General features: G+C 46.7%; 23 protein-coding genes and 1 other annotated feature. Of the genes, 2 read left to right on the top strand and 21 right to left on the bottom strand.

The window, feature by feature from the left end; all coding sequences use genetic code 11:
* The first annotated feature begins 150 nt into the window (after positions 1 to 150).
* On the top strand, positions 151 to 552 hold the full coding sequence (locus ACFPXP_RS12775; RefSeq protein WP_379894631.1) for a hypothetical protein: 402 nt from the start codon (positions 151 to 153) through the stop codon (positions 550 to 552).
* Positions 553 to 556: 4 nt separating this feature from the next.
* Here ACFPXP_RS12775 and rpiA read toward each other — a convergent pair whose 3' ends face one another.
* The 20 genes from rpiA to ACFPXP_RS12675 all read right to left on the bottom strand — a co-directional run bounded on the left by rpiA (position 557) and on the right by ACFPXP_RS12675 (position 20,522).
* Positions 557 to 1,237, bottom strand: coding sequence for a ribose-5-phosphate isomerase RpiA (rpiA, locus tag ACFPXP_RS12770; RefSeq protein WP_379894630.1), 681 nt, complete (start codon positions 1,235 to 1,237; stop codon positions 557 to 559).
* Between the two features lie 112 nt (positions 1,238 to 1,349).
* Positions 1,350 to 1,916, bottom strand: a complete 567-nt coding sequence (locus ACFPXP_RS12765) for a GNAT family N-acetyltransferase (RefSeq protein ID WP_379894629.1) — start codon at positions 1,914 to 1,916, stop codon at positions 1,350 to 1,352.
* Positions 1,917 to 2,563: 647 nt separating this feature from the next.
* Positions 2,564 to 4,195, bottom strand: coding sequence for an anti-sigma factor domain-containing protein (locus ACFPXP_RS12760; protein WP_379894627.1), 1,632 nt, complete (start codon positions 4,193 to 4,195; stop codon positions 2,564 to 2,566).
* Between the two features lie 7 nt (positions 4,196 to 4,202).
* Positions 4,203 to 4,988 carry an RNA polymerase sigma factor SigI gene (gene sigI / locus ACFPXP_RS12755; RefSeq protein WP_379894626.1) on the bottom strand — a complete coding sequence of 262 codons (786 nt, stop codon included), beginning with the start codon at positions 4,986 to 4,988 and terminating at the stop codon, positions 4,203 to 4,205.
* A 290-nt stretch (positions 4,989 to 5,278) separates the two neighbouring features.
* Entirely contained in the window at positions 5,279 to 5,704 is a 426-nt protein-coding gene (locus tag ACFPXP_RS12750; protein WP_379894624.1) for a hypothetical protein, read from the bottom strand.
* Between the two features lie 305 nt (positions 5,705 to 6,009).
* Positions 6,010 to 7,842 (bottom strand): cation:proton antiporter domain-containing protein, encoded by a 1,833-nt coding sequence (locus ACFPXP_RS12745; RefSeq protein ID WP_379894622.1) that lies wholly within the window; start codon positions 7,840 to 7,842, stop codon positions 6,010 to 6,012.
* A 106-nt stretch (positions 7,843 to 7,948) separates the two neighbouring features.
* Positions 7,949 to 8,332, bottom strand: coding sequence for a glycine cleavage system protein GcvH (gene gcvH / locus ACFPXP_RS12740; protein WP_379894621.1), 384 nt, complete (start codon positions 8,330 to 8,332; stop codon positions 7,949 to 7,951).
* Between the two features lie 12 nt (positions 8,333 to 8,344).
* The gene (locus tag ACFPXP_RS12735) at positions 8,345 to 8,797 is read right to left on the bottom strand and encodes a redoxin domain-containing protein (protein ID WP_379894635.1); all 453 of its coding nucleotides are present in this window, start codon (positions 8,795 to 8,797) and stop codon (positions 8,345 to 8,347) included.
* Positions 8,798 to 8,970: 173 nt separating this feature from the next.
* Positions 8,971 to 9,519 carry a peroxiredoxin gene (locus ACFPXP_RS12730; RefSeq protein ID WP_379894620.1) on the bottom strand — a complete coding sequence of 183 codons (549 nt, stop codon included), beginning with the start codon at positions 9,517 to 9,519 and terminating at the stop codon, positions 8,971 to 8,973.
* A 244-nt stretch (positions 9,520 to 9,763) separates the two neighbouring features.
* Positions 9,764 to 10,843: a 3-isopropylmalate dehydrogenase gene (leuB, locus tag ACFPXP_RS12725; RefSeq protein ID WP_379894619.1), complete on the bottom strand. Its 1,080-nt coding sequence runs from the start codon at positions 10,841 to 10,843 to the stop codon at positions 9,764 to 9,766.
* Between the two features lie 162 nt (positions 10,844 to 11,005).
* Complete coding sequence (locus tag ACFPXP_RS12720) at positions 11,006 to 12,556, bottom strand: 2-isopropylmalate synthase (RefSeq protein WP_379894617.1); 1,551 nt, start codon at positions 12,554 to 12,556, stop codon at positions 11,006 to 11,008.
* A 43-nt stretch (positions 12,557 to 12,599) separates the two neighbouring features.
* Positions 12,600 to 13,592 (bottom strand): ketol-acid reductoisomerase, encoded by a 993-nt coding sequence (gene ilvC / locus ACFPXP_RS12715; protein ID WP_379894616.1) that lies wholly within the window; start codon positions 13,590 to 13,592, stop codon positions 12,600 to 12,602.
* A 141-nt stretch (positions 13,593 to 13,733) separates the two neighbouring features.
* Complete coding sequence (ilvN, locus tag ACFPXP_RS12710) at positions 13,734 to 14,231, bottom strand: acetolactate synthase small subunit (protein WP_379894615.1); 498 nt, start codon at positions 14,229 to 14,231, stop codon at positions 13,734 to 13,736.
* On the bottom strand, positions 14,228 to 15,943 hold the full coding sequence (gene ilvB / locus ACFPXP_RS12705; RefSeq protein WP_379894633.1) for a biosynthetic-type acetolactate synthase large subunit: 1,716 nt from the start codon (positions 15,941 to 15,943) through the stop codon (positions 14,228 to 14,230). Before ilvB ends, ilvN begins: the two co-directional genes overlap by 4 nt.
* A gap of 496 nt (positions 15,944 to 16,439) precedes the next feature.
* Positions 16,440 to 17,015 carry a TetR/AcrR family transcriptional regulator gene (locus ACFPXP_RS12700; protein WP_379894614.1) on the bottom strand — a complete coding sequence of 192 codons (576 nt, stop codon included), beginning with the start codon at positions 17,013 to 17,015 and terminating at the stop codon, positions 16,440 to 16,442.
* 3 nt (positions 17,016 to 17,018) lie between these two features.
* Positions 17,019 to 17,735, bottom strand: a complete 717-nt coding sequence (locus ACFPXP_RS12695; RefSeq protein ID WP_379894632.1) for an MBL fold metallo-hydrolase — start codon at positions 17,733 to 17,735, stop codon at positions 17,019 to 17,021.
* A gap of 255 nt (positions 17,736 to 17,990) precedes the next feature.
* Positions 17,991 to 18,350 (bottom strand): 50S ribosomal protein L20, encoded by a 360-nt coding sequence (gene rplT, locus ACFPXP_RS12690; RefSeq protein ID WP_379894613.1) that lies wholly within the window; start codon positions 18,348 to 18,350, stop codon positions 17,991 to 17,993.
* Between the two features lie 30 nt (positions 18,351 to 18,380).
* Positions 18,381 to 18,581, bottom strand: coding sequence for a 50S ribosomal protein L35 (gene rpmI, locus ACFPXP_RS12685; protein WP_379894612.1), 201 nt, complete (start codon positions 18,579 to 18,581; stop codon positions 18,381 to 18,383).
* Between the two features lie 35 nt (positions 18,582 to 18,616).
* Positions 18,617 to 19,108, bottom strand: coding sequence for a translation initiation factor IF-3 (infC, locus tag ACFPXP_RS12680; protein ID WP_379894611.1), 492 nt, complete (start codon positions 19,106 to 19,108; stop codon positions 18,617 to 18,619).
* Positions 19,109 to 19,172: 64 nt separating this feature from the next.
* Positions 19,173 to 19,313: a sequence feature (ribosomal protein L20 leader region), on the bottom strand.
* A gap of 33 nt (positions 19,314 to 19,346) precedes the next feature.
* A complete protein-coding gene (locus ACFPXP_RS12675; RefSeq protein WP_379894610.1) occupies positions 19,347 to 20,522 on the bottom strand; it encodes a glycosyltransferase family 4 protein in 1,176 nt (391 codons plus the stop codon).
* Positions 20,523 to 20,736: 214 nt separating this feature from the next.
* On the opposite strand from ACFPXP_RS12675, the gene ACFPXP_RS12670 reads away from it, so the two are divergent.
* Positions 20,737 to 21,267: a phosphatase PAP2 family protein gene (locus ACFPXP_RS12670; RefSeq protein WP_379894609.1), complete on the top strand. Its 531-nt coding sequence runs from the start codon at positions 20,737 to 20,739 to the stop codon at positions 21,265 to 21,267.
* A gap of 4 nt (positions 21,268 to 21,271) precedes the next feature.
* Here ACFPXP_RS12670 and trmB read toward each other — a convergent pair whose 3' ends face one another.
* Positions 21,272 to 22,003, bottom strand: coding sequence for a tRNA (guanosine(46)-N7)-methyltransferase TrmB (gene trmB / locus ACFPXP_RS12665; RefSeq protein ID WP_379894608.1), 732 nt, complete (start codon positions 22,001 to 22,003; stop codon positions 21,272 to 21,274).
* Positions 22,004 to 22,074: the final 71 nt, after the last annotated feature.

The following is a 22,074-nucleotide window of genomic DNA, read 5'->3' as shown; positions in this document are numbered from 1 at the left end:
TCTTGGTTGTTGGGTGTGTGGTAACCTCAATTATCCAAAGAATTTAGGGGGTGGCAATTTTTTTGCCTATAAAGCCCTCTATGGAGATATTTTATAACCTATTTCTTATAGAAGTTTTGACAATACGGCTGTTCCAAGGGAGGGAGAAATATGCCGTTGTTTCGTTTTTTCGAACGAAAAGAAAAACTGCAGCAGGAGCTGTCCGACCAAGTAAAGCAGCTCGAAACCAAGCTTAATCAGCTGGAACAAGAATTCAATCGACTGGAGAAAACAAAGTGCGAGGAACGGCCAACCGTACATGTCGAGCATGTTCAAGTAGACCAACTTATTGTGGAGAAGCTGGAGTTAAACAATACCTTTGGACAATTGGGGATCAAAGAATTAAGTGGAAAGCTGAACATCGGAGCGACCACTTATGGGAAATGGCCGCCCGCGGATGAAGCAACTGGGGATGACAGTGCACTCGATCATGATGCTGGCAAAAGCTCTTCCAAACACGCCAAAAGTGACCAGAAGGGAGGTCCCAAAGTACATATGCGAGCAAAAAAATAATCGACTATTGACGGGGATTGCAATGGATCACCTTTACCGAAGCATCGGCGTGTCCCACAATGATTTGACTTGCCATGTGGACAAACAATCCATTCTCGACAACTCCTGCGATCGCGTTGATCTCGGCGCTCATCCGCTCCGGATCTGCAATCGTTCCGAAGTGGCAGTCCACGATGTAATTCCCATTGTCGCTAATAAAGATTTGACCGTCCTTCATTCGTATTTCCGGCTGTCCGTCCAACTGCCTCAGCTTTTCCACGGTCAGATGGCTTGCAAAGGGAACAATCTCTACCGGCAGCGGGAAACGTCCTAATGTTTCAACCATTTTGGAGTCATCCACGATCACGATGAACTGTTTGCTGCTGGACGCAAGGATTTTTTCCCTCAGCAGCGCTCCCCCACCGCCTTTGATCAACTGAAAGCCTTGATCGACTTCATCCGCACCGTCAATATAAATATCTATCGACTTCACCTGCTCCAAAGGGATGAGCGGGATACCGAGCTTCTTCGCCTGCTCTTCGGAAGCCAGGGAGCTGGACACCGCTTGTATGCTGAGCCCTTCACGGACCCTCTCCCCAATCCTTTCGATCGCCCAATAGGAAGTCGATCCGGTGCCTAAACCGACGATCATGCCATCTTGAACAACCTCTACCGCTTTCTCAGCGGCTGCCTTCTTTGCATTCATCTCGATTCTCTCCTTCATTTCGTATGTATCTAATCCTTTTCCATCGCTTCGCTCTTTCTCATAAAACTTCCGTGCTGTTTGTCGCGAATCCGTTTGAAGTCTGTTATTCGCTTTATCTATTGCGAACGCCTGCATTCACTTCTGCCCATTCATTTCGCAATATGCTGTACAGGACGTGATCGTGATATTGCCCATCATGATACTCATGCTGACGAAGTACACCCTCCTGTTGAAAGCCCAGTCTCTCCGGCACAGACCTGCTTCGGACATTACTTATCCTCGCTTGAATGCAGAGCTTGTTCAGTTCGAGTTCCTCAAATGCATGGCAAACCACGATCCTGCATGCTCGAGTCATGATCCCTTTTCCTTGTTCATCTGCTGCAAGCCAATACCCAATGGAAGAATGCCTGTTGTTCCAGTCAATACGATGTAAACCGATGCAGCCAACAAGCTTACCGCTCATGAATATCCCGCCGGAGAAGCTTTGATTGTCCGCAAATTCTTTTAATGAAGAACGAATAAAGGACAGGCTGTCTTCCTTTGACTTCGAATGATCCACCCAAGGAAGCCACCCTCGAATGTGCTCCCGATTTCCATCTATACATTCAAACAATGACTGAGCATGCTGCGGCTGCAGCAGCTTCAGCTCCAGCTCCCCATCCTTACCAATCTGGAACATTCGCAAACCTCCCAAAGGAATTTCCAGATATTGTATCACCGTATAACTGTTGCGTCAATCCATTATTCGCACCCAATTCATCAGCTCTCGAATATCCGAAATTTCCGCCAAAGGGAACACGCCCTGCTGCCGCATTTTCTCAGAATCGCCCTGATATGCAATAAACGGAATGTCCGCGTCGATCGAAGCTTTGCCATCGATCCAAGCGTCTCCTACAGAAATCCATTCACTTGCAGAAGTCTGTAACGGAGCAAGGTATTGTCCATATCAAATATAATACCTTTCACCGGACGCCGCATCGTATCATCCTCCTTATTTTAAATCGAAATGAATTCAAATCAAAATAACTGGCCGCTGTTTGGACAGGGTCCGTATGGAAGGCAGCTTGCTCCCCTGTATGAATTCGCCATTTTTTATTTTTCGTTCAATCTCTTTCATCACTTCTGCATATTTTAGCATGAATGACAGCGTCCTCTCCCCCATCTGTATGGGTACACCATAGAAAAATCAACATTTCGAAACCAAGCACCATTCGGGGCTTTTCACACTCCATCATACCAACTCCATCCCTATTTAGGAATAAAAAAAGAGACTCTCAGGGGTTGGGTTTCTCATCTCCCTTTCGTCTCTATTCATCATATGTTTTTTCATCGAGAGAACCAGGCATTGAAAGCTTCACGAAGCTCATTCTGACGCTGCTGACGATCGTCATTCGAACGTTGATTTTGTCCCTGCTGTGATTGGCTTGGGTGATTTTCCCGCTGTTCCGCGCGGTTGGATTCACGGTTTGACTCATTCCTCCGATTTTCGTTGTCTTTTTCCTTTGGACCCTTGTCATCTTCCTTGTCCTTTTCCTTTTCCTTGTCCTTGTCCTTCTCTTCCTTGCTATGACGATTAGGTTGCTGCTGTCCCTCTGTCTGCTTTCCATTTGAGTCAGCTTCTTCTACGGCTTGATTGCCGCCCCAATCCTTATTGCTTTGCTCCTGGCCGCGGCCGCGCGACCACTCATTCGCATGGTTACTATTCTGATCTTCATCTCGATCATCTTGTTCTTCCCATTGTTCCTCATTACCAGCGTCACGGTGATTCCACTCATTTGGGTCCAGCATCTCAAACTGGGATCGCCACGATGAATTCCAACTGTCAAGATCAAGATGAAGCTCTTCCTCGATCACCGGAACAATCTGACCTTCAGAGATGAATCGCTCCACCCACTCTTCCGTCTGCTGCTTCATGCTGGCGCTTCGCTTCTCATCCGATGGGTGCTCCCCAACAGGATTTTTATGATTTGCCTGGCCATTCGCTTTGCCGTTCTGCTGTGGCTTTGTTTTTTCTTCTTTCTTCCCGTTCTGTTTGTCAGAAGCACCTTTCGATTGGTTATCCGCGCCCTTGCCGCCTCCGTTTTGAACGACTGGAGCATTCGATGATTCACCGCTTGATGGCTTCTTCCCCGAATTTTGTTGAATCATAGACTGCAGCACTTCTTTCGAATCTTCCGTGTGCTGCCTTATGACTTCACCCAGCCCTTCAACTTCTTTTGAAATTTCCGTTAACGATTTATTCTTCAGACTTTCCTCCGATATCAGAATTCCTTCCTTCTCCGCCAGCATTTTTACCGCCAGCTTCCCGCTAGATACCCCGATTTCCTTCGCGCTCTCGCGAAGCTCTTTCGGAACGGACAGCACGGTAATATTGAGCTTCAGCTGATCCTGCTCAAACTGTTTCTGCAGATGTGTTTCCATACTCGCCTTTACTTCGTCGATATATTGATTTTCTTCTTTTTCGTACTCCAGCTTAATCACCATCGACGTGATGACAATTTCACTGGTTCCTTCATCCTCACCGTATTTCGCGAGCACAGGCGCAGCCTTCTCTAATACCGCATTCGCAGCTTCCCTTAAAGGCAGGCCGATGACATCCACCTCTTCAAGCAGCTTATGACCTTCATCATTCAAGCCCTCCGCCTCAATCACCTTTTCATCCTCATCAATTCCCAGTTCGATACTTGGATTGATGTCCATCGTCACGTAAGCTGCAACTGCCGGCTGACTAAAAAAGGTTAGACCGCTGAATAGAGCGAAAATAAGCACGACTGCCGCCGTACATACAGCCGCTAAGGAATATAAACGGTTCGGAGCACGAAAAGAACTTCGGGGAAAGGCGATTTCTTCTCCAATATCGCAGACACGATTTCGACGTGGAATACGAACAAACTGTCCATCACTCGTCATCACGATAATTGATCTTCTTTCAATTTCCATAACCAAACCTTTTCTCATACAGACCCTAGTCCTTTCTTTCCTTATGTAGATATTCCTTTAAGTAAGGGTATGGCCCCGACTGTACTAAACAAACGGCAATAATGAATTTTCGGTTTCTCTCAAGCGTTTTACGAGAGACCTCGACGATATCCAGCAGATCTTTAATCGGCAGCATTTTTTTGTCTTTGAGCTTGGAGAACAGTTCAGTCTGCTCTGCCAGCTTTTTACCGATTTCGATCAGCGTTTCCCGGGAATCTACATGTTTGGGCGAACAATCGACGAGATCAGAAAAAGTGATATCAAATTCCTTCAGCTCGGAATTCAGCTCCAATATCTCCTCTTTTCTGGTCTCGATCTTCAAGTTTTCTTCATACTGATCCACAGCCTGGGAGATCTCAATCGGATTCAGCAAATTCTCCTCATCATCTTCCACCTCAAAGGCACTGTACGGAATTTGTTTCGTATGTCTTTCTTCCTTCCGCACATAGTCAATCAACCGTCTCGTCATAACCGTCTTCGCAAAGCCCAAAAACGAATTCCCCGATTCGGTGGAATATTGATTGATGGCCTCGTTGAAAGCCGCCAAAGCAATACTGTATTCATCATCTTTGGAGGGATCGATATATCGTTTGCTAAACCCGCTTGTGATTTTTGCCACATAAGGCTGGTAATCCGTAATAAATTGATTTCGGAGAATGAGATCTCCGTCTTGAATTTGTTTGATCATATCTTCAATTGATTCGGTTTCTGCCTTTTCAGCGGCAGCAACCTGTCTTCTACCTAAGAACTTTTTTAATATGACAAGCAGCAAGTGAATCCACCTCACACACGATATTCTTCGCAGGATCTATCGTTTTTTAGGGGGCAGGTAAAATTTATCGTCATGCAGTTATATTGACGCGCTGCCCTATTATAATGTTTCGCTGCCCGCTCATATCGTTTCTTGTCACGATAAAAACGCCTTTCCGGAGTCATTCAAGATGAAGGGGCGCGGTATGAAATTCATATGTTCGCTTTTAGAACGGTGTTATTATGATAAAAATCGAAAACGCCTCAATGAAGAGGCGTTTCTTGTATAAATCTTGTATTTATATGAATTGATTAGTTCAGCTGCTGTTTATTTTGAGACAACTTGGCTTTTTTCTGACCTAACACTCGCAGCCGCTTATGAAGCTGTTCCTGCCATTTTAAATCGCTGATTTGTTTTGCAAATGCCAACAAATCCAGAGCTAGATCGATTTGATTGTTGACCACAGTAAGAGGCGGTTCATCCTCTGTATTGACACAATTCTCAAACAGATTGTCCTTTAAGTGGTCCACAGGGGCATAATCCTCAAAATCAACCTCAACCGCACCGTCAGCTTGAGCATATTCCGTTAAGATTTCATATTCTGTCTCCACTTCATGGTGCACCTCGACCCGATGACATACCGGGCAATACAGCAAGGGGACATTATGAATTTGTGTCCGAAGATGCTTTAGCGAGCCTCTTGTGCCAATCATACTTGCTCCGCAACAAAACCCCATGTCTTTTTCCCCCTCCCACGGTACCTAAGCGGTACCAGAATGTTATAACGTATTCGATATAAACTGGAATCATTCCTTTTAGACAGCCAGAAGAATTCCATGTTTAATTGATATAAAGAGCGGCGTCAAATCGTAAGATGTATACTACTCTATCGATTTTACTGGTCAAGTTCAAACGAAATTGATGGGATGGCGGCCAAATTTTACTTGTGATCTCAGCAACCCCCTTTCACTGGAAATAGGAGGGGAGCATCCATGCAAAAAAAGACTGCGTAATGATACGCAGTCTTTTCCGAATGCCGGGGTTATTCCAGCAAGCTTCTCATTTCATGAATTTGCTCCGCTTCGCCGCTGACCAGCAGTCGATCGCCTAATTTTATTTCAGATGTCCCGTGCGGGATAATAAATGAATCTCCCCGGTAAATACGCAGCACCAGTGTGCTTTTTAAGAACGGCAAATCCTTAAGCAGTGTGTTGTGGTAAAAGCCGTTGTTCATCTGTACTTCTTGAATCGAATCATCATGCTGTGTAATCAGCTTCACCGCGCTCGGATGCTCAATCACCGCTTTGAGCAGCGTTCGAGAAGCATACAGTGTGGACATGACAATCAAGTTCGGATTATGCGCGATTTCCGCCTGTTTATCCGGATCCTCTACCCGCACAATAATATGTCCGATACCTTCTTCCACGGCCTGCTTGCCGAGACAAATATTCACATTGTCATCCATCGTCGCGAATACCGTAATATCGGCTTTGAATGTACCTGCTTCAGACAAGTGCTCTGTACTTAAAGAAGGGACCTCGATCAGAGGGAATGTGCTGTGCTTTTCTTCCTTAGACTGCTCGGCAGGCGGCTGTGCACTGTACAGTACCACTTCGTATCCTTCGCCAATTAAATCTTTAGAAACCGGCAGCGTGATATGGTTTGCTCCGACGATTGCAATGACACACTTCCGTTTCTCGACTTCTGGAAACAGCTGACTGAATCCGATAGGGGCGATCAAGCAGGAGATAATGGCAACGAGAATTAATGCACCCTGCATCTTCTCATCGATAATCCCAACCTCAAGCGCAACCGTCGCCGCTGCGATGACCAGACTAAGCGTAGAACTGAGCAATACACCGGATCCGATCACCTGCTTCCAGTTGTACCATTTCTTTATCATGAGAATCGGAAGCAATTTGGAAATCATGATCGCCAGCAGCAGCAGGGGGATGAACAACAGAATTTGGGTATCCGTGAACAGCTCCCAAACCTCCATGTTGACGCCGATCATGACGAAAAAGATAGGAATCAAAAAACCATAGCCGAACGAATCCAGCTGATGGGTAAACTCTTTGTTTTCTACAAGAACGGACACGATCACACCTGCTAGGAAGGCGCCTAAAATCATCTCCACCTCAAGCGTCTCCGACAGAACGACCAAAAATAATACAAGTGCGAACACCGCTCTAGTTCCCAGCTGAACGGTGCCGGCCTTCATCGCTTCCGATACCTTACGGCCATTAAATTTCCGCAGTAAAAAGTAGATCAGCAGTACCGCCGCAAAGAAAATGAGCAAATAAAAGATTTGTTCCGTATTGCCGGAAGAGACGCTGATATATACGGCCAGCAGAATCATCGTGATCAAATCCGAGATTACCGTGATCAGCAAAATAATTTGGCCGATCGGTTTATCGATTAGACGTTTTTCCTTTAATACCGGAACGACTACACCCAGCGATATCGTTGCGATGATGATAGTCATTAAATACGGATCTCCGACAATGCCGATCCATACGAACAGGTAGGACAAAGCAAAGCTAAGAATAAGGATTCCAACAAATACCACCAGCGAGATCCGCAGCGGATTTGGGCCTGCCTGCTCTTTCTTCCCTTTTCTTCGGAAAGAAGAAAAATCGATTTCGAGCCCGCTCAAAAACATCAAATAAATGAAGCCCAATTGAGACAGAAGCTCCAGCCATTGATCTTCGGCCACTAAATTAAAACCGCTTCTGCCTACAATCAACCCGGCTACGATCTCAGCCACGACCACCGGGATCATTTTCAATTTAAAACGATGTAGGAGAATGGGCACGATGAAGGCGATCGCTACGACAATCATCAGTGAATCCAAGGAAGTGCCATGATGCTCCAATATGATCTCCCCTCTCTAGCCTTAGACGAAAATACAGCATACGCCAAGAAAACGATTCGTTCTCCCGGCGTATTTGATGATGACTATTTCGTTATCAAGCCATTAATTACTCGGTTGAATATGTTTCGATATATTTTTCCGCGCTCCAGAGCTTGTCCAGCTCAGAGCTGTCAGACATTTCGATGACAATCATCCATGCTTCGTTATATGGAGACGAATTGATCTTTTCTGGAGATCCTTCCAGCGCATCGTTCACTTCAACGACGGTACCGGTTACAGGCGCGTAAAGCTCGGAAACGGTCTTCACGCTTTCCACGCTTCCAAACGGCTCGCCAAACTCTACTTTGTCACCCTGCTTAGGAAGCTCGCAAAAAACAATATCCCCCAGCTCGCTTTGTGCAAATTCTGTAATACCGACTTTCACCTTGTTTCCTTCTACAGATACCCATACGTGCTCATCACTGTATTTCAATTGGGAAGGTGCATTCATCCCTCATACCTCCTATGCTTCGGTCACGCCTAATATTTTATGTAGTCGCTGCTCGACCATTTTCAAACCTTTCTCACCGGCCTGAAAATGCCGAAGCTGCTGTTCTCCGTCAAACAAATAATAAGCCGGAACAAATTCATTTTGGAACGAATCCGTCACCGCATGTTCATTATCTACCAAAATCGGATGTTTTAATTCATATTGAGCAATTGTTTCTTTAACGGGACCGATCTCCAAATCTTTCTCCGAGCGAGGCATATGGACACCGATCACTTGAAGCCCATACTGCTTCTCATAGTTGTCCCGCCACTCGTTAATTTGCGGCAGGCTTTCCTTGCACATATGGCAGCTAACAGACCAAAAATGGACTAAAACCGGGTTACCCTTGAGTTCTTCCTTCGATACCTGCCCATTTATCCATTCCGTGACACCTTCGAATGCAGGCAGCTCTGAGCGCAGTCGCATTGGCATAAAGAACCACTCCTCAATTTTAAATAGCTGAAGCTCTCTCATTGGGGACTACTATTTCAGTTATAGAAAAACCCTCACACCTGCGTATGCAGACAGGAGGAGGGTTGTTGATCATGCTGCGGCAATCATTTGGCCATACCGCGTTATCACGCAATAATGTATTGAAATTAGCCGGCAACCAGATTTTTTTGTCCTGGTTTCCAGTTCGCAGGGCAAAGGCCACCAGATTGAAGGGCTTGAAGCACGCGCAGAGTTTCATCAACACTGCGGCCAACATCGTTATGGTTTACCACTTGATATTTCAATTCGCCTTCTGGATCGATAATGAACAATCCACGAAGCGCAACGCCTTCTTCTTCAATTAATACGCCATAGTCTTTCGCTACTTGTTTCGTAATATCCGAAGCAAGCGGGAAGTTCAGTTGACCTAATCCGTTTTGGTCTCTTGGTGTATTAATCCATGCGCGGTGAGAGAATTTGCTGTCTGTGCTCACGCCAAGAATTTCTGTATCCAGATCAGCAAATACGTCTTTCGCATCGGAAAGAGCTGTAATTTCTGTTGGACATACGAAAGTGAAATCAAGAGGATAGAAGAACAGTACTAACCATTTACCCTTGTAATCTTCGAGGGAAGCATGTCCAAATTCTTTTCCATCTCCCAATGCGGTTTCCATTCTGAAATCTGGAGCTTTCTTACCTACTAAACGTTCTGCCATGTTCAAATACCTCCTTATATTTTGGGAGCTGCCCCATCCTCTGCTTGACAAAGCTGCTTCCAGCAAACATGTCATGGTGCAGATGTGTTTGGTACAGCTTAAATTAACCCATCTCAATGCTCGTCCACATCACAAAATGGTAGCATTATGAAATCACAAAGTCAACATTATAACCATTAGTTTATTGGAATGGTTACAAAAAACCCGAAGTCCGCCAAGGGAACTCCGGGATGTTAATTTTGTATTAATGTTTCATCGCTGCAATGATCAGATCTCCCATAGCCGTTGTGCCAATCGCTTGGCTTGGGTCCACTGCGATATCACCGGTCCGATGACCAGCGTCGAGTACTTCCTTCACTGCGCGCTCGATGCTGTCCGCCGCATCATGATAACCGAAAGTCAAACGGAACATCAATGCCACGGAAAGGATCGTTGCAATTGGATTCGCAATGCCTTTACCCGCAATATCAGGTGCGGAACCATGTACCGGCTCATACAGCCCGAAGCTTCCTTCGCCTAAGGACGCAGAGGACAGCATTCCGATCGAACCTGTCAGCATAGCCGCTTCATCGCTTAGAATGTCCCCAAACATATTTTCCGTCACAATGACGTCAAAGCTGGAAGGTCTTCTCAGCAGCTGCATCGCGCAGTTGTCTACGAGCACGTGTTCCAGTTCTACATCCGGATAATCCGGAGCAATACGGTTCACGGTTTCTCTCCACAATCTGGATGTCTCAAGCACGTTCGCCTTGTCGACGGAAGCGAGCTTTTTGCGGCGAGTTCTGGCAATTTCAAAAGCTTGTCTTACGATACGTTCTACTTCTTTGACATTGTAGACGCAAGTATCTACCGCTTCTTCACCGGATTCCCCTTGTCTGCGAAGCTTTTCGCCGAAGTAAATGCCGCCTGTCAGCTCACGAACGACGATTAGGTCCGTGCCTTCCAGTACTTCCGGCTTCAGTGTGGAAGCTTCCTTCAAGCAGTCGAATACGACAGCTGGACGAATGTTGGAGAACAATCCCAGCGCCTTGCGGATACCAAGAAGTCCTGTCTCCGGGCGCAGTTCGCCTGGATTGCTGTCCCATTTCGGACCGCCGACAGCTCCAAGCAGCACGGCATCGGCTTTTTTACAGATGTCCAGTGTCTCCTGCGGAAGCGGAGTCCCCTTCTGATCAATGGCGATACCACCGAATAATCCTTCTTCGGTCTCGAACTTATATCCGAACAGTTCCTCGGTTTTCTTTACCACTTTCAACGCTTCTGCAACAACCTCTGGACCAATTCCGTCGCCGGAGATCACTGCGATTTTTTTCGTTTCTGCCACGTCATTCACTCCTATTCCCATTCATCAAAAATTCATCTTAATTTCAGTTTTAGCATACTCCGGGCCATTTGACAAAGATATAAAAACTATGAATGTAATAGTTATTGTCTATGAGGTGATTTTGAAAAAGGGAAAGCCTTGCGGCCTCCCCCCCTTTTGAATTTAAATCAATGACATTTTATCCCGCTTGGAATTCTCCCCGCGTTCTCTGCGATCGATCACTTTGTTGACAGCGTCTAGATAAGCTCTTGCGCTTGCTTCAAGAATGTCCGTGCTCACGCCGCGGCCTTGAACCGAAATGTCTCCTTGATTCAGCACCACGTGCACTTCGCCAAGCGCATCCTTGCCCTGGGTTACGGATTTGATCGAATAGTCGTCCAGCTCTACTTCTTCTCCGGTCGCCTTATCGATCGCTTTGTAGATCGCGTCTACCGATCCGTTGCCCGTCGCTGCTTCCTCGACCATCTGTTCATCCTTCGTGATCAATCTGACCGTCGCCATAGGAACCGATTGATTACCGTATGACAGCTGTATCGTTTCGAGGCGGAACAGTTCAGGCGTCTTGATCAATTTCTCTTCGATCATCGCCCGAATATCTTCGTCCGTCACATTTTTCTTCTTATCCGCAATATCCTTGAACTTCGCAAATGCGGCATTTACCTGCTCTTCGCTCAGGTCATAGCCCAGATCAACCAGCTTCTCACGAAATGCATGGCGTCCGGAATGCTTGCCCAGAACCAGCTTGCTGTCCTTCAGGCCAATCGTCTCAGGCGAAATAATCTCATAAGTAGACTTCTCCTTGAGCATTCCATCCTGATGGATTCCCGATTCGTGAGCGAACGCGTTCGCTCCGACAATCGCTTTGTTTCCAGGCACGATCATTCCCGTCAGCTTGCTCACCAAACGGCTCGTGCGATAAATTTCATTGAGCACCAGACCTGTCGTTGCCCCGTAGAATTCCTTACGGGTCTCTAGAGCCAATGCGACTTCTTCTAACGAAGTGTTGCCCGCTCTCTCGCCGATTCCGTTGATCGTGCCCTCAATTTGATCGGCACCGTTCATAACAGCTGCAAGCGCGTTGGCTGTCGCCATACCCAAATCGTCATGACAATGTGCGCTCAATTGAATCTTCTCAATGCCCGGCACATTCTCTTTGAGTGTTTTGAATATGTTCCCGAACTCCGACGGAGTCATATATCCGACGGTATCCGGAATATTGACGACCGTTGCACCTGCTCTGATCGCCATCTCAGTCACTTCACAGAGGAAATCGAGCTCCGTACGTCCCGCATCCTCAGGTGAAAATTCAATCTTGCTGAAATATTTTTTCGCATACTTGATGGCCGCTTCAGCGGTTTCAAGCACCTGCTTCTTATCCATGCGAAGCTTGTACTGCCGATGAATCGGGGAGGTGGCAAGGAACAGATGCAGACAAGGGTCCTGCGCATCCTTCAGCGCTTCCTTTGCCGCGTCAATATCCTGTTCCCGGGAGCGAGAAAGTCCGATAATCGATGAATTTTTCACCGCTTTTGCCACCGCATTCACACCTGCCAAGTCCCCCGGTGACGCCGCGGGAAATCCGGCTTCAATTCGATCGATGCCAAGCTTCTCGAGCTGGAGGGCTATCTCCACCTTTTCCTGGGTGTTCAAATTGACGCCAGGCGACTGCTCTCCGTCCCGAAGCGTTGTATCAAAAATATAAATCTTTCTCATCCCATATCCACCTCCTGTAAAGTTCTATCGATATCCATCATCCTTACTTCTTGATCCAGTGCATCAATTCACGAAGCTGGGAACCAACTTGCTCGATTGGATGTTCGGCTTCATTACGGCGAGTTGCTGTCATGAATGCATTGCCGGATTGATTTTCAAGGATAAAGTCGCGAGCGAATTTACCTTGCTGGATATCTTCAAGTACTTTCTTCATTTCTTTCTTCGTTTCATCCGTTACAACACGCGGTCCAGTTACATAATCACCATATTCAGCTGTGTTGCTGATGGAATGTCTCATGGAAGCAAGTCCGCCTTCATACATGAGGTCAACGATCAGCTTGAGCTCATGCAAGCACTCGAAGTAAGCCATTTCTGGCGCATAGCCTGCTTCTGTCAACGTTTCAAAGCCTGCTTTAACGAGCGCGCTCACGCCGCCGCAAAGTACAGCCTGCTCACCAAACAAATCCGTTTCAGTTTCTTCTTTAAAGGTTGTTTCGATAACGCCCGCACGGGTACAACCGATACCTTTTGCATAAGCAAGGCCGATTTCTTTCGCTTTACCGCTGGCATCCTGCTCAACTGCGATGAGTCCTGGAACGCCGAAACCTTCTACATATGTACGGCGAACCATGTGTCCAGGGGATTTAGGAGCGACCAAGAATACGTCTGTATCTTTGTCAGGCACGATTTGTCCGAAGTGAACGTTGAATCCATGCGAGAACATGATCGCAGCGCCTTTTTTCATGTTTGGAGCAATCTGCTCTTTGTATACTCTCGCTTGAATTTCATCCGGCATCAAAATTTGAATGACATCCGCACGGCGTGCCGCTTCGTCTACGGCCACTACTTCAAAGCCGTCGTTCACTGCTGTATCCCAAGACTTCCCTGGACGCAGTCCGATAATGACGCTCAGTCCGCTGTCACGAAGGTTTTGCGCTTGAGCATGACCTTGGCTTCCATATCCAATAATCGCGATCGTTTTTCCTTGCAATACGCTGAGATCTGCATCTTTTTCATAGTACATATTTACTGCCATAATATTCGTTCTCCTCCTTATTGTTTAACCCCTTTTGGAATGGGTACGGCAAAACTCCGCAGACCCCATTCGAATCTGCCCGAGCCTTCCCGTACCCATCCAAAAGAGGATACGGTACGTTAAGTTTTTGCTCGCTTCTTCTTATCCTTTGCTTCCGAGACCGCGAGTCATCGCTGTTACGCCGGTTCTCGACAATTCTTTAATGCCGTAAGGCTTCAGAAGCTCCACCATGGCATCGATTTTCGTAGAGTCACCCACCACTTGAACAATCATCGTATTCGTTCCGATATCCACCACAGCGGCACGGAACGTTTCAACGACGCCGAGAATTTCACTGCGCGCGGAAGGGTCAGCACCTACTTTAATTAAAGCCAGCTCGCGGCCAACCATCGGGTTGGAGCTTAAATCAACCACTTTGATCACATCGATCAGCTTGTAAAGCTGTTTTTGGATTTGTTCCAGCGTATGCTCATCGCCTGACGTAACGATGACCATCCGGGACAAGCCCGGTTCTTCTGACTCTCCCACGGTGATGCTTCGGATGTTGAAACCGCGCCGGCCGAACAAGCCGGATACACGCTGTAAAACACCAGGCTGGTCGTTCACTAGTACTGATATGGTATGTCTCTGCTCACTCATTCCGCATCCCCCATTAACATATCGTCGATTGTGTTCCCCTGGGTAACCATCGGATACACGTTCTCGTGTTTGCGAACAACGAATTCTACAAGGACTGGTCCCGGTGTATCCATCGCTTCTTTCCAAGCCTTCTGCGCCTCTTCCTTATTCGTCGCTCGAAGTCCTTTCACCCCGTATGCTTCCGCCAGCTTAACAAAATCCGGACTGCCTGCCAAATCAATATGGCTGTAGCGGTTGTCGTAAATGATTTCCTGCCACTGCCGTACCATGCCAAGTACTTGGTTGTTAATGACGACAATCTTTACAGGGATGTTATGAATCGCGCAAATCGCCAGCTCCTGCGAGCACATCTGCATACCGCCGTCGCCATTAATGGAAACAACCAACCGATCCCTATTTCCCATTTGGGCACCGATCGACGACGGGAAGCCGAAGCCCATCGTCCCCAAGCCGCCGGATGTAACCCAAGAGCGTGGATGGTTGAAGCGATAATACTGGGCAACCCACATCTGATGCTGACCTACGTCGGTCGTTACGATCGCTTCGCCCTTCGTCGTCTCGTTGATCATCTCAACAACGTACTGCGGCTTCAGTTCCGTATCGGAATCTTTATACTTCAGCGGGAATTCCTGCTTCATCTGCTGAATGTGCTGGATCCATGCTTCGGATTTGGCCGGCTTCGCTTTCTGATTCGCCAGCTCCAACACTTTCTTAATATCACCGACACACGGGATCGATGTCTCTACAATCTTGCCAATTTCCGCAGGGTCAACGTCGATGTGGGCAATTTTCGCTTTCGGCGCGAATCCCTGCACCTTCATCGTTACCCGGTCATCGAACCGTGCACCGATACCGATCAACAAATCACAATTTTGGAGCGCTTTGTTCGCCGTGTATGTTCCGTGCATACCCGGCATGCCCATCCAAAGCTCGTGTGCGCTCGGAAATCCGCCTAATCCAAGCAGCGTCGTCGTTACAGGAATGCGTGTCTTCTCAACGAATTCCATCAGTTCCTGATGCGCATCGGAAGAAAGCACTCCGCCCCCGGCAAGAATGACCGGTCTTTCCGATTGCTCAATCGCTTCCAGCAGTCTCTCGACCTGCAGACGGTTCGGATTCACTGTCGGATTGTACCCACGAATATTGGTTTCCGTTGGGTAGTAGAACTCTGTCACTTGAGCCGAGACATCCTTAGGAATATCCACGAGCACAGGACCTTTTCTACCGGTGTTCGCAATATGGAACGCCTCATGAATGATTCTTGGCAGATCCTCTACCTTGCGTACCAAGTAGCTGTGCTTCGTGATCGGCATCGTAATGCCCGTAATGTCCGCCTCTTGGAAAGCATCCGTACCGATCACGGAAGTCGCTACATTCCCTGTAATCACCACCAATGGCACTGAATCCATATATGCTGTCGCAATACCCGTCACTAAGTTTGTTGCGCCCGGACCGGAAGTGGCGATACATACTCCGACCTTCCCAGTGGAACGAGCATAACCGTCGGCTGCGTGGATTGCTCCTTGTTCATGTCTTGTGAGCAAATGATTAAAATGCGGATTGGAATGCATCGCATCGTAGATGTAAAGCACGGCTCCTCCCGGATAGCCGAACACACAGTCGACACCTTCCAATAAAAGAGATCTAAGCAAAATTTCAGACCCGTTAATCATATCCGGCTTCAACAGTTGTTCGCGCAATTCGTCCGTCAATACTTGGGATTTCTTGGTTTCCGTGTGAGCTGTCACGATGATTTCCTCCTCTCAAAAATTGCCTTCTCGTTTTGAAAATAATGCAAAAAACCCCTTTCATCCCGCTAAAACTAGCGACCGGGACGAAAGGGGTTGATCTTCCGTGGTACCACCCTCATTTACTGCCGTTTCACAACTGGCAGCCTTGAAAGGTAAAATGTTCCTTTACCTTTGCACTGTAACGGGTGCGCCCGATTTTCCCTAATAGGCATCTTCAGCGATGCAGCTGCAAATCGCTAAAAGGCTTTTCAGGAAAACAGCTCCGAGGTGAGCTCGTCATTAAGGGATTATGGCGAAGGTTTCAGCTGTTCCTTCACTCTCTGTTCATAAGTGCCCTTAACACTTCGTCCTCTTCATTGCCGATGACTGTAACGTATTGAATCAATTTAAAAGTATTATAGCGAGTACGCACACTTTAGTCAATGCCTTTGCTTAAAGAAAACAGATAAGAAATCGATCACGAAAACCGGCCATCGCTGCCGGCGTCCAGTCCCGCAAGAAATATCCGTAATACAAATTCCAAACTTTGGCCCGGGTTCACGTTCATTTTAAAGCCTTGTTTGGCCTCCAGCACGGCAAAGCCATGGTTAATGCTCCGAATGCCGCGAACGATATGAACCTGCTCTGTTTCGGAAAAATCGTATGGTTCCAGCAACCTGAACATCATTCCAACCAGCTGGTCTCCCTGCTCCTTCACTTCTTCATCCTCGTCGTCCGGAGTCATAATAAATGCCTCGTAAAGACCCGGGTGCTCAGTGGCATATTTCACATAGGCCTTAGAAACGGAAATGATCGCATCTTTTCCAGTCTTGTTAAAAGCTGCTGCCATCATACGTTCTCTTAATGTAGCCAGCGCATGCAGCGCCATCTGCTTTCTTAGTCCCGACAGCCCATCCACATGATTGTATAAAGACGGGGACTTGATGCCAAGCTCCTTCGCAACGGATGACAAGGTAACGTGTTCGAGCCCTTCTTCGTCGGCTTTGCGAGCTGCTGTTTCAACAATGTTATGAAGGTCAATATTTTTTCGCAAGATCTACTGCCCCTTTCCCAACGCCTGTTCCGCTTCGGTGATCGCCTGCTCCATTTGTGCGAGTGGATTCATCAGCACTGCTCCGTGACCTACGGCCAGCAGAGCTGGAGCCCTCTTAGCCAGCTTCTTAGCCGACCTTACCGAGGCGGCTGGATCCCAAGTTGCCATGGCGGGAAAAGGGAACATCGCTTTCATCTTTCCAGATACTGCAATGCCTCCCCTCGTCTGGAACGCATCTCCCACGATCAAGCAGCCGCTGCGCTCGTCGTAAAATGCCATCGAACCTGGTGTATGTCCGGGACAAGCGACGGCCTTCAAGGAGCCGACGGCATCTCCATCCGAAAGCAGCACATCCGGTCTCGTCTTTACTCGTTTAGGCACACCGCCTTTAATCGGCTTCTGAGGCTCCTCTGGTTCCAACGCGGTATCCCCTTGTAGTAGTTTGCTATCTCTGCGGGAAATGAATACCTTCGCATCCGGCAATTCCTCCTTCAGCCGATCAAGCGCCCCGATATGATCGTCATGCGCATGGGTTAGGACGATTCGAGTAATCGGCTTGCCAATTTCCCTCGCTGTCTTCAATATAGCTTTGCTGCTGTAAGGCAGCGCCGCATCAATTAAGGTCAATTCTTCCTGCTCCTCTACAAGATAGCAGTTCACCGGAAACAAACGGGGCATGAAAGAGAGCTGATATAGGTAAGGATACTGGCTTATTTTCATCATTAACGCCTCCCAAATACTAATCATATTAATAATATAACTAATAGTATTAGTTTTTGTCAATAAGAAATTAGTAAATGCTCATAAAATCCCCTTTGACCTATTCTCATAAGTACCTATCGTGAAAAAACTCCTATCGGAGTGCTTCGTGGAAGATCAACCATCCATGTTTGCAAAAGCAAACTGCTTTGAAAACATGAGATACCGTTCAAGTAAAAAAACCGTCACAATGTGGCGGTTTTCGATGATGCCTCATTAGGCATTCAATTTTTGTTTTGCTACGCCTGCCAAATCAGCAAATGCTTTTTCATCGGAAACTGCGAGGTCTGCAAGCATTTTGCGGTTTACTTCCACACCTGCAAGCTTGAGTCCGTGCATCATTTTGCTGTAAGTCAAACCGTTCATGCGTGCAGCCGCGTTAATACGAGTGATCCACAATTTGCGGAAATCACGTTTGCGCTGACGACGGTCACGGTATGCATACAGCAGGGATTTCATAACCTGCTCTTTTGCTGTTTTAAACAATCTATGTTTCGAACCAAAGTAACCTCTAGCAAGCTTTAATACTTTTTTGCGACGACGACGCGTTACGATTCCGCCCTTTACTCTTGCCATGTCGTACTACCTCCCTGAGTGAATTGAGAATTATTTCATGTATGCGATCAGTTGTTTGATCCGTTTTGCATCTCCGCTGGCAACTAAAGCACCTTTGCGCAGTTTACGTTTTCTTGCAGGAGATTTGCTCTCCAGGATGTGTCTTTTGTAAGCTTGAGCTCTTTTAATTTTACCTGTACCGGTTTTTTTGAAGCGCTTTGCCGCGCCGCGGTGTGTCTTCATTTTAGGCATGAGACGAATCCTCCTATGAAATTGAGCTTCATGAATTATTTAGGTGCCAAAATCATGATCATGCTGCGGCCTTCAAGCTTCGGCCTGCGTTCTACCACAGCAATTTCTTCGACCTCTTTTGCAACCCGATCAAGAACCTTCTGACCGATGTCCGCATGGGTAATTTCCCGGCCGCGGAAACGAATCGAGCATTTCACTTTGTCCTGACTGTTAATAAACTTGATGACGTTGCGAAGCTTCGTTTGAAAATCATGATTCTCGATGGTGGCACTAAAGCGTACTTCCTTCAATTCAACTACCTTTTGATTTTTCCGGGCTTCCTTGTCTTTCTTCTGCATTTCATAACGGTATTTACCGTAATCCATGATCCGACAAACAGGGGGTTTTGCTCCAGGAGCGACCGCAACCAAATCCATTCCCGCTTCTGTTGCGAGTTGAAGAGCTTCTCTGATTGGTTTAATCCCGAGCTGTTCACCTTGTGCATCAATGAGACGAACTTCCCTTGCACGAATGTCTTCGTTTACCAAATGATCCTTGCTGATAACTTGCCACCTCCAGAGTTTGTTGAAAAACCAACAATGTAATGTTCGCAAAAACAAAAAGATGCAGGCAGAGTATTCCGCCCACATCTCGATCATCAGCTTTGCAGATAAAACTGCATCACAATTATTCGTCAGGAACCAGCCAACTTGCCGTCGGTCAGGTGAGAAGCGGGCGCTTCTGCTTTACATATGCTTAGTTAAGAATTACTTAGTAACTGTATCATCAGTTCGCATGAATGTCAAGCACATCTACAGAATTGCTTTTGGATTTTGTGACACTCTCGTAGCTGGCGAGCAGCCGTTCAAAAATGGATTCCCAGGTTTGTTCCAAGCTGTACGCTCTGGCATCCTTAGACATTTGCTCCCTCATCTGCGGATTTCGGAACAGCAGCTCTACCGCTTCTGTGAATTCATCAACATTTTCCGGCTCGCACAGCAGTCCTGTCTTTTGATGCAGAATATTATCCTTCACCCCGCCAGCTGCCGCACCGACAACCGGTGTACCGCTAGCCATCGATTCCAGAACGACATTGCCGAACGTTTCCGTAGCAGAAGGGAATAGGAACACATCCGCTGCCGCAAATAATTCGCTCAATTCCTTTCCTTTCATAAACCCGAGCAAGCTGATGTCCTCAACACCGGAATATTCATCAACCAGATCTTTATGCAGCGGTCCGTCTCCGACAAGAACGAGATGCGATTTTTTGCGAATCTCCGGACTTAACCGGTTAAAGGTTTCAAACAATACATGAATGCCTTTTTCCGGTGCAAGACGGCCAACGAAGAGAATCACAAACTTGTCCGTTGGAATGTCGTATCGACCCAATACGTCCTCCTTATCGACTTCCGGTTGAAATTGATGAGTATCGATTCCTCTTGACCAAATCTCCAAATGCTTGAAGTCGCGCTTTTCCAGATACTCTTTGGTGGAGTGCGACGGAACGTAAATTTTCTCACAATCCTGATGAAACCATGTAATATAGCGCCAGTAAATGTTTTCGATCCACGGAATTTTATAATACGATAAGTACTGATCGAAATGTGTATGATATGAAGCGACGAGCGGAATATTATGCTTCTTCGCATACCGGTGTCCCATAAGCCCCATGTTGAACGGCGTAGCGACATGAATGATCGTTGGATTCAGCTCTTTTAACGTCTTCTTGATATGTAACGGGTTCGGTATTCCCAAACGCACCTCGGGATACAGCAAAAAGGGAATGCTGTGAAATCGTTCCACGATGTTTTGATCAATCGCCATATCTGTCATTTCATGTGAAGGAGCAAAAACTTTGCAGGAGATTCCTTTACTGTTCAGAAATTCAACCCATCTACCCAATGTTTTAGCAACACCATTCACATCTGGCAAATACGTGTCCGTAAATAATGCCACTCTCATACTTATACCTCCCAAATTACAAACCGACAAACTACATAGCAGATCATTTAATGTTCTTATTCCAGTATATTTCGGATGTGCACTAATTTAATCATTAAAAATCCGCTCAAAAAATTAATATTCATTTCATTCTGCTCTTACAATCCTATGATATCATATATGCATATTAGGAATTTCCGGTTACACAATATATAATGGAGACAGGGGGGATCCTATGAGCCGAATGGTAAACTGGCTTCAAGTGCGTGAGCAGAAATTGTTTTTTTGGTTTAACCATAAGCTTCAGCATACGATCACCGATCGGGTCATGAACATCGTCACTCATCTGGGCGGCGCGACTTTTACGATCGTGTTCTGTCTATGCTTAATTACCCTGTTCAGCCGTCCATGGAGCTTAGTCGGAATCCAAGCGTTAACCGCTTTGGCTGTTAGTCATATACCGGTTGCGATTATAAAAAGGAAGTATCCTAGACTTAGACCTTATTTAGTGTTGCCAAAAACAATCACTTGTAAAAATCCGTTGAAGGACCATTCTTTCCCTTCCGGTCATACGACGGCGATCTTTGCAGTGTCCATTCCATTACTGATGCTTTCGCCGTCGCTAAGCTTTATCGTTCTTCCACTGGCTCTCACCGTGGCGGCATCCAGAATCATCTTGGGACTTCACTACCCGTCTGACGTCGCGGTCGGTGCCATCATCGGAAGCACTGCGGCTTTCATTTCCGCTTCGATGATCTCATTCTAAAGATCTAGAAGCCGGGAATGGGCCGCAGGCCATCCTCTTCTTCCAGCCTTTTCAAATGCGCCTCTAACGCTTGTTTTCCTACCGCTACCTTACATTGGTGAATACGGACACCTTGACTTACAAACTTCCGTTCATACTCCGTAAACACATGATCTTCCGGTGTTCCTTGGCCGTGCAAATCGAGGGTAATGTCATACATTCTTAAACCTAGATTAGCGAATGCATTCAAGGAAAACTCGAACAAAGAGACCGAATCGGTACGAAGCTGAATGATCCCTTGTTCGTTCAAAATGTCTGCATATTTATATAAGAACCCAGGATGCGTAAGCCTTCTGAAGGCGTGGCGTTTCTTAGGCCATGGATCGCTAAAATTTAAATAAATACGTTCTATTTCATTCGGAGCGAAAATGTCCTCGATACGATTTATATTCGCCAGAGTCAGCGCCAAGTTCGGAATATGGCCATCCTCTTGCAGCTGATGGGTTTCGATCGCTTTTTCGCTTGCCTTGCGAATCAATTCATCGTACATATCGATTCCTACATAATTGATTTCGGGATGACGATAGCTCAGCTCGCTGATAAAATTTCCTTTTCCCATGCCAAGTTCAACATGAATCGGATGGTCATTACCGAAATATTCATGCCACGTGCCCTTATACTGCTGCGCCTGCAAAATGACCGAATTTTTTTGCTGTTCTAAATATTGATGCGTATCCCGACGTTTTCTAAGCCGCATGAACTGTTCCTCCGATTATTAAATCTCAATCTATTTTGCCCAAGTTCTTCATAATTGTAAAGAGAAGTTTA

Origin of the sequence: Marinicrinis lubricantis, from assembly GCF_042658665.1 — a bacterium.
GTDB classification, from domain to species: Bacteria; Bacillota; Bacilli; order Paenibacillales; family KCTC-33676; genus Marinicrinis; species Marinicrinis lubricantis.
The sequence above is the reverse complement of the archived record's forward strand: the minus strand, read 5'-3'. Positions and strand labels throughout refer to the sequence as shown.

Coding starts and splice junctions, on each gene's coding strand:
- ACFPXP_RS12775 (WP_379894631.1), top strand. CDS start 151: ATGCCGTTGTTTCGTTTTTTCGAACGAAAAGAAAAACTGCAGCAGGAG.
- rpiA (WP_379894630.1), bottom strand. CDS start 1,237: ATGAATGCAAAGAAGGCAGCCGCTGAGAAAGCGGTAGAGGTTGTTCAA.
- ACFPXP_RS12765 (WP_379894629.1), bottom strand. CDS start 1,916: ATGTTCCAGATTGGTAAGGATGGGGAGCTGGAGCTGAAGCTGCTGCAG.
- ACFPXP_RS12760 (WP_379894627.1), bottom strand. CDS start 4,195: ATGAGAAAAGGTTTGGTTATGGAAATTGAAAGAAGATCAATTATCGTG.
- ACFPXP_RS12750 (WP_379894624.1), bottom strand. CDS start 5,704: ATGGGGTTTTGTTGCGGAGCAAGTATGATTGGCACAAGAGGCTCGCTA.
- gcvH (WP_379894621.1), bottom strand. CDS start 8,332: ATGAATGCACCTTCCCAATTGAAATACAGTGATGAGCACGTATGGGTA.
- ACFPXP_RS12735 (WP_379894635.1), bottom strand. CDS start 8,797: ATGCGACTGCGCTCAGAGCTGCCTGCATTCGAAGGTGTCACGGAATGG.
- ACFPXP_RS12730 (WP_379894620.1), bottom strand. CDS start 9,519: ATGGCAGAACGTTTAGTAGGTAAGAAAGCTCCAGATTTCAGAATGGAA.
- ACFPXP_RS12720 (WP_379894617.1), bottom strand. CDS start 12,556: ATGAGAAAGATTTATATTTTTGATACAACGCTTCGGGACGGAGAGCAG.
- ilvC (WP_379894616.1), bottom strand. CDS start 13,592: ATGGCAGTAAATATGTACTATGAAAAAGATGCAGATCTCAGCGTATTG.
- ilvN (WP_379894615.1), bottom strand. CDS start 14,231: ATGAGTGAGCAGAGACATACCATATCAGTACTAGTGAACGACCAGCCT.
- ACFPXP_RS12695 (WP_379894632.1), bottom strand. CDS start 17,735: ATGAAAATAAGCCAGTATCCTTACCTATATCAGCTCTCTTTCATGCCC.
- rplT (WP_379894613.1), bottom strand. CDS start 18,350: ATGGCAAGAGTAAAGGGCGGAATCGTAACGCGTCGTCGTCGCAAAAAA.
- rpmI (WP_379894612.1), bottom strand. CDS start 18,581: ATGCCTAAAATGAAGACACACCGCGGCGCGGCAAAGCGCTTCAAAAAA.
- ACFPXP_RS12675 (WP_379894610.1), bottom strand. CDS start 20,522: ATGAGAGTGGCATTATTTACGGACACGTATTTGCCAGATGTGAATGGT.
- ACFPXP_RS12670 (WP_379894609.1), top strand. CDS start 20,737: ATGAGCCGAATGGTAAACTGGCTTCAAGTGCGTGAGCAGAAATTGTTT.
- trmB (WP_379894608.1), bottom strand. CDS start 22,003: ATGCGGCTTAGAAAACGTCGGGATACGCATCAATATTTAGAACAGCAA.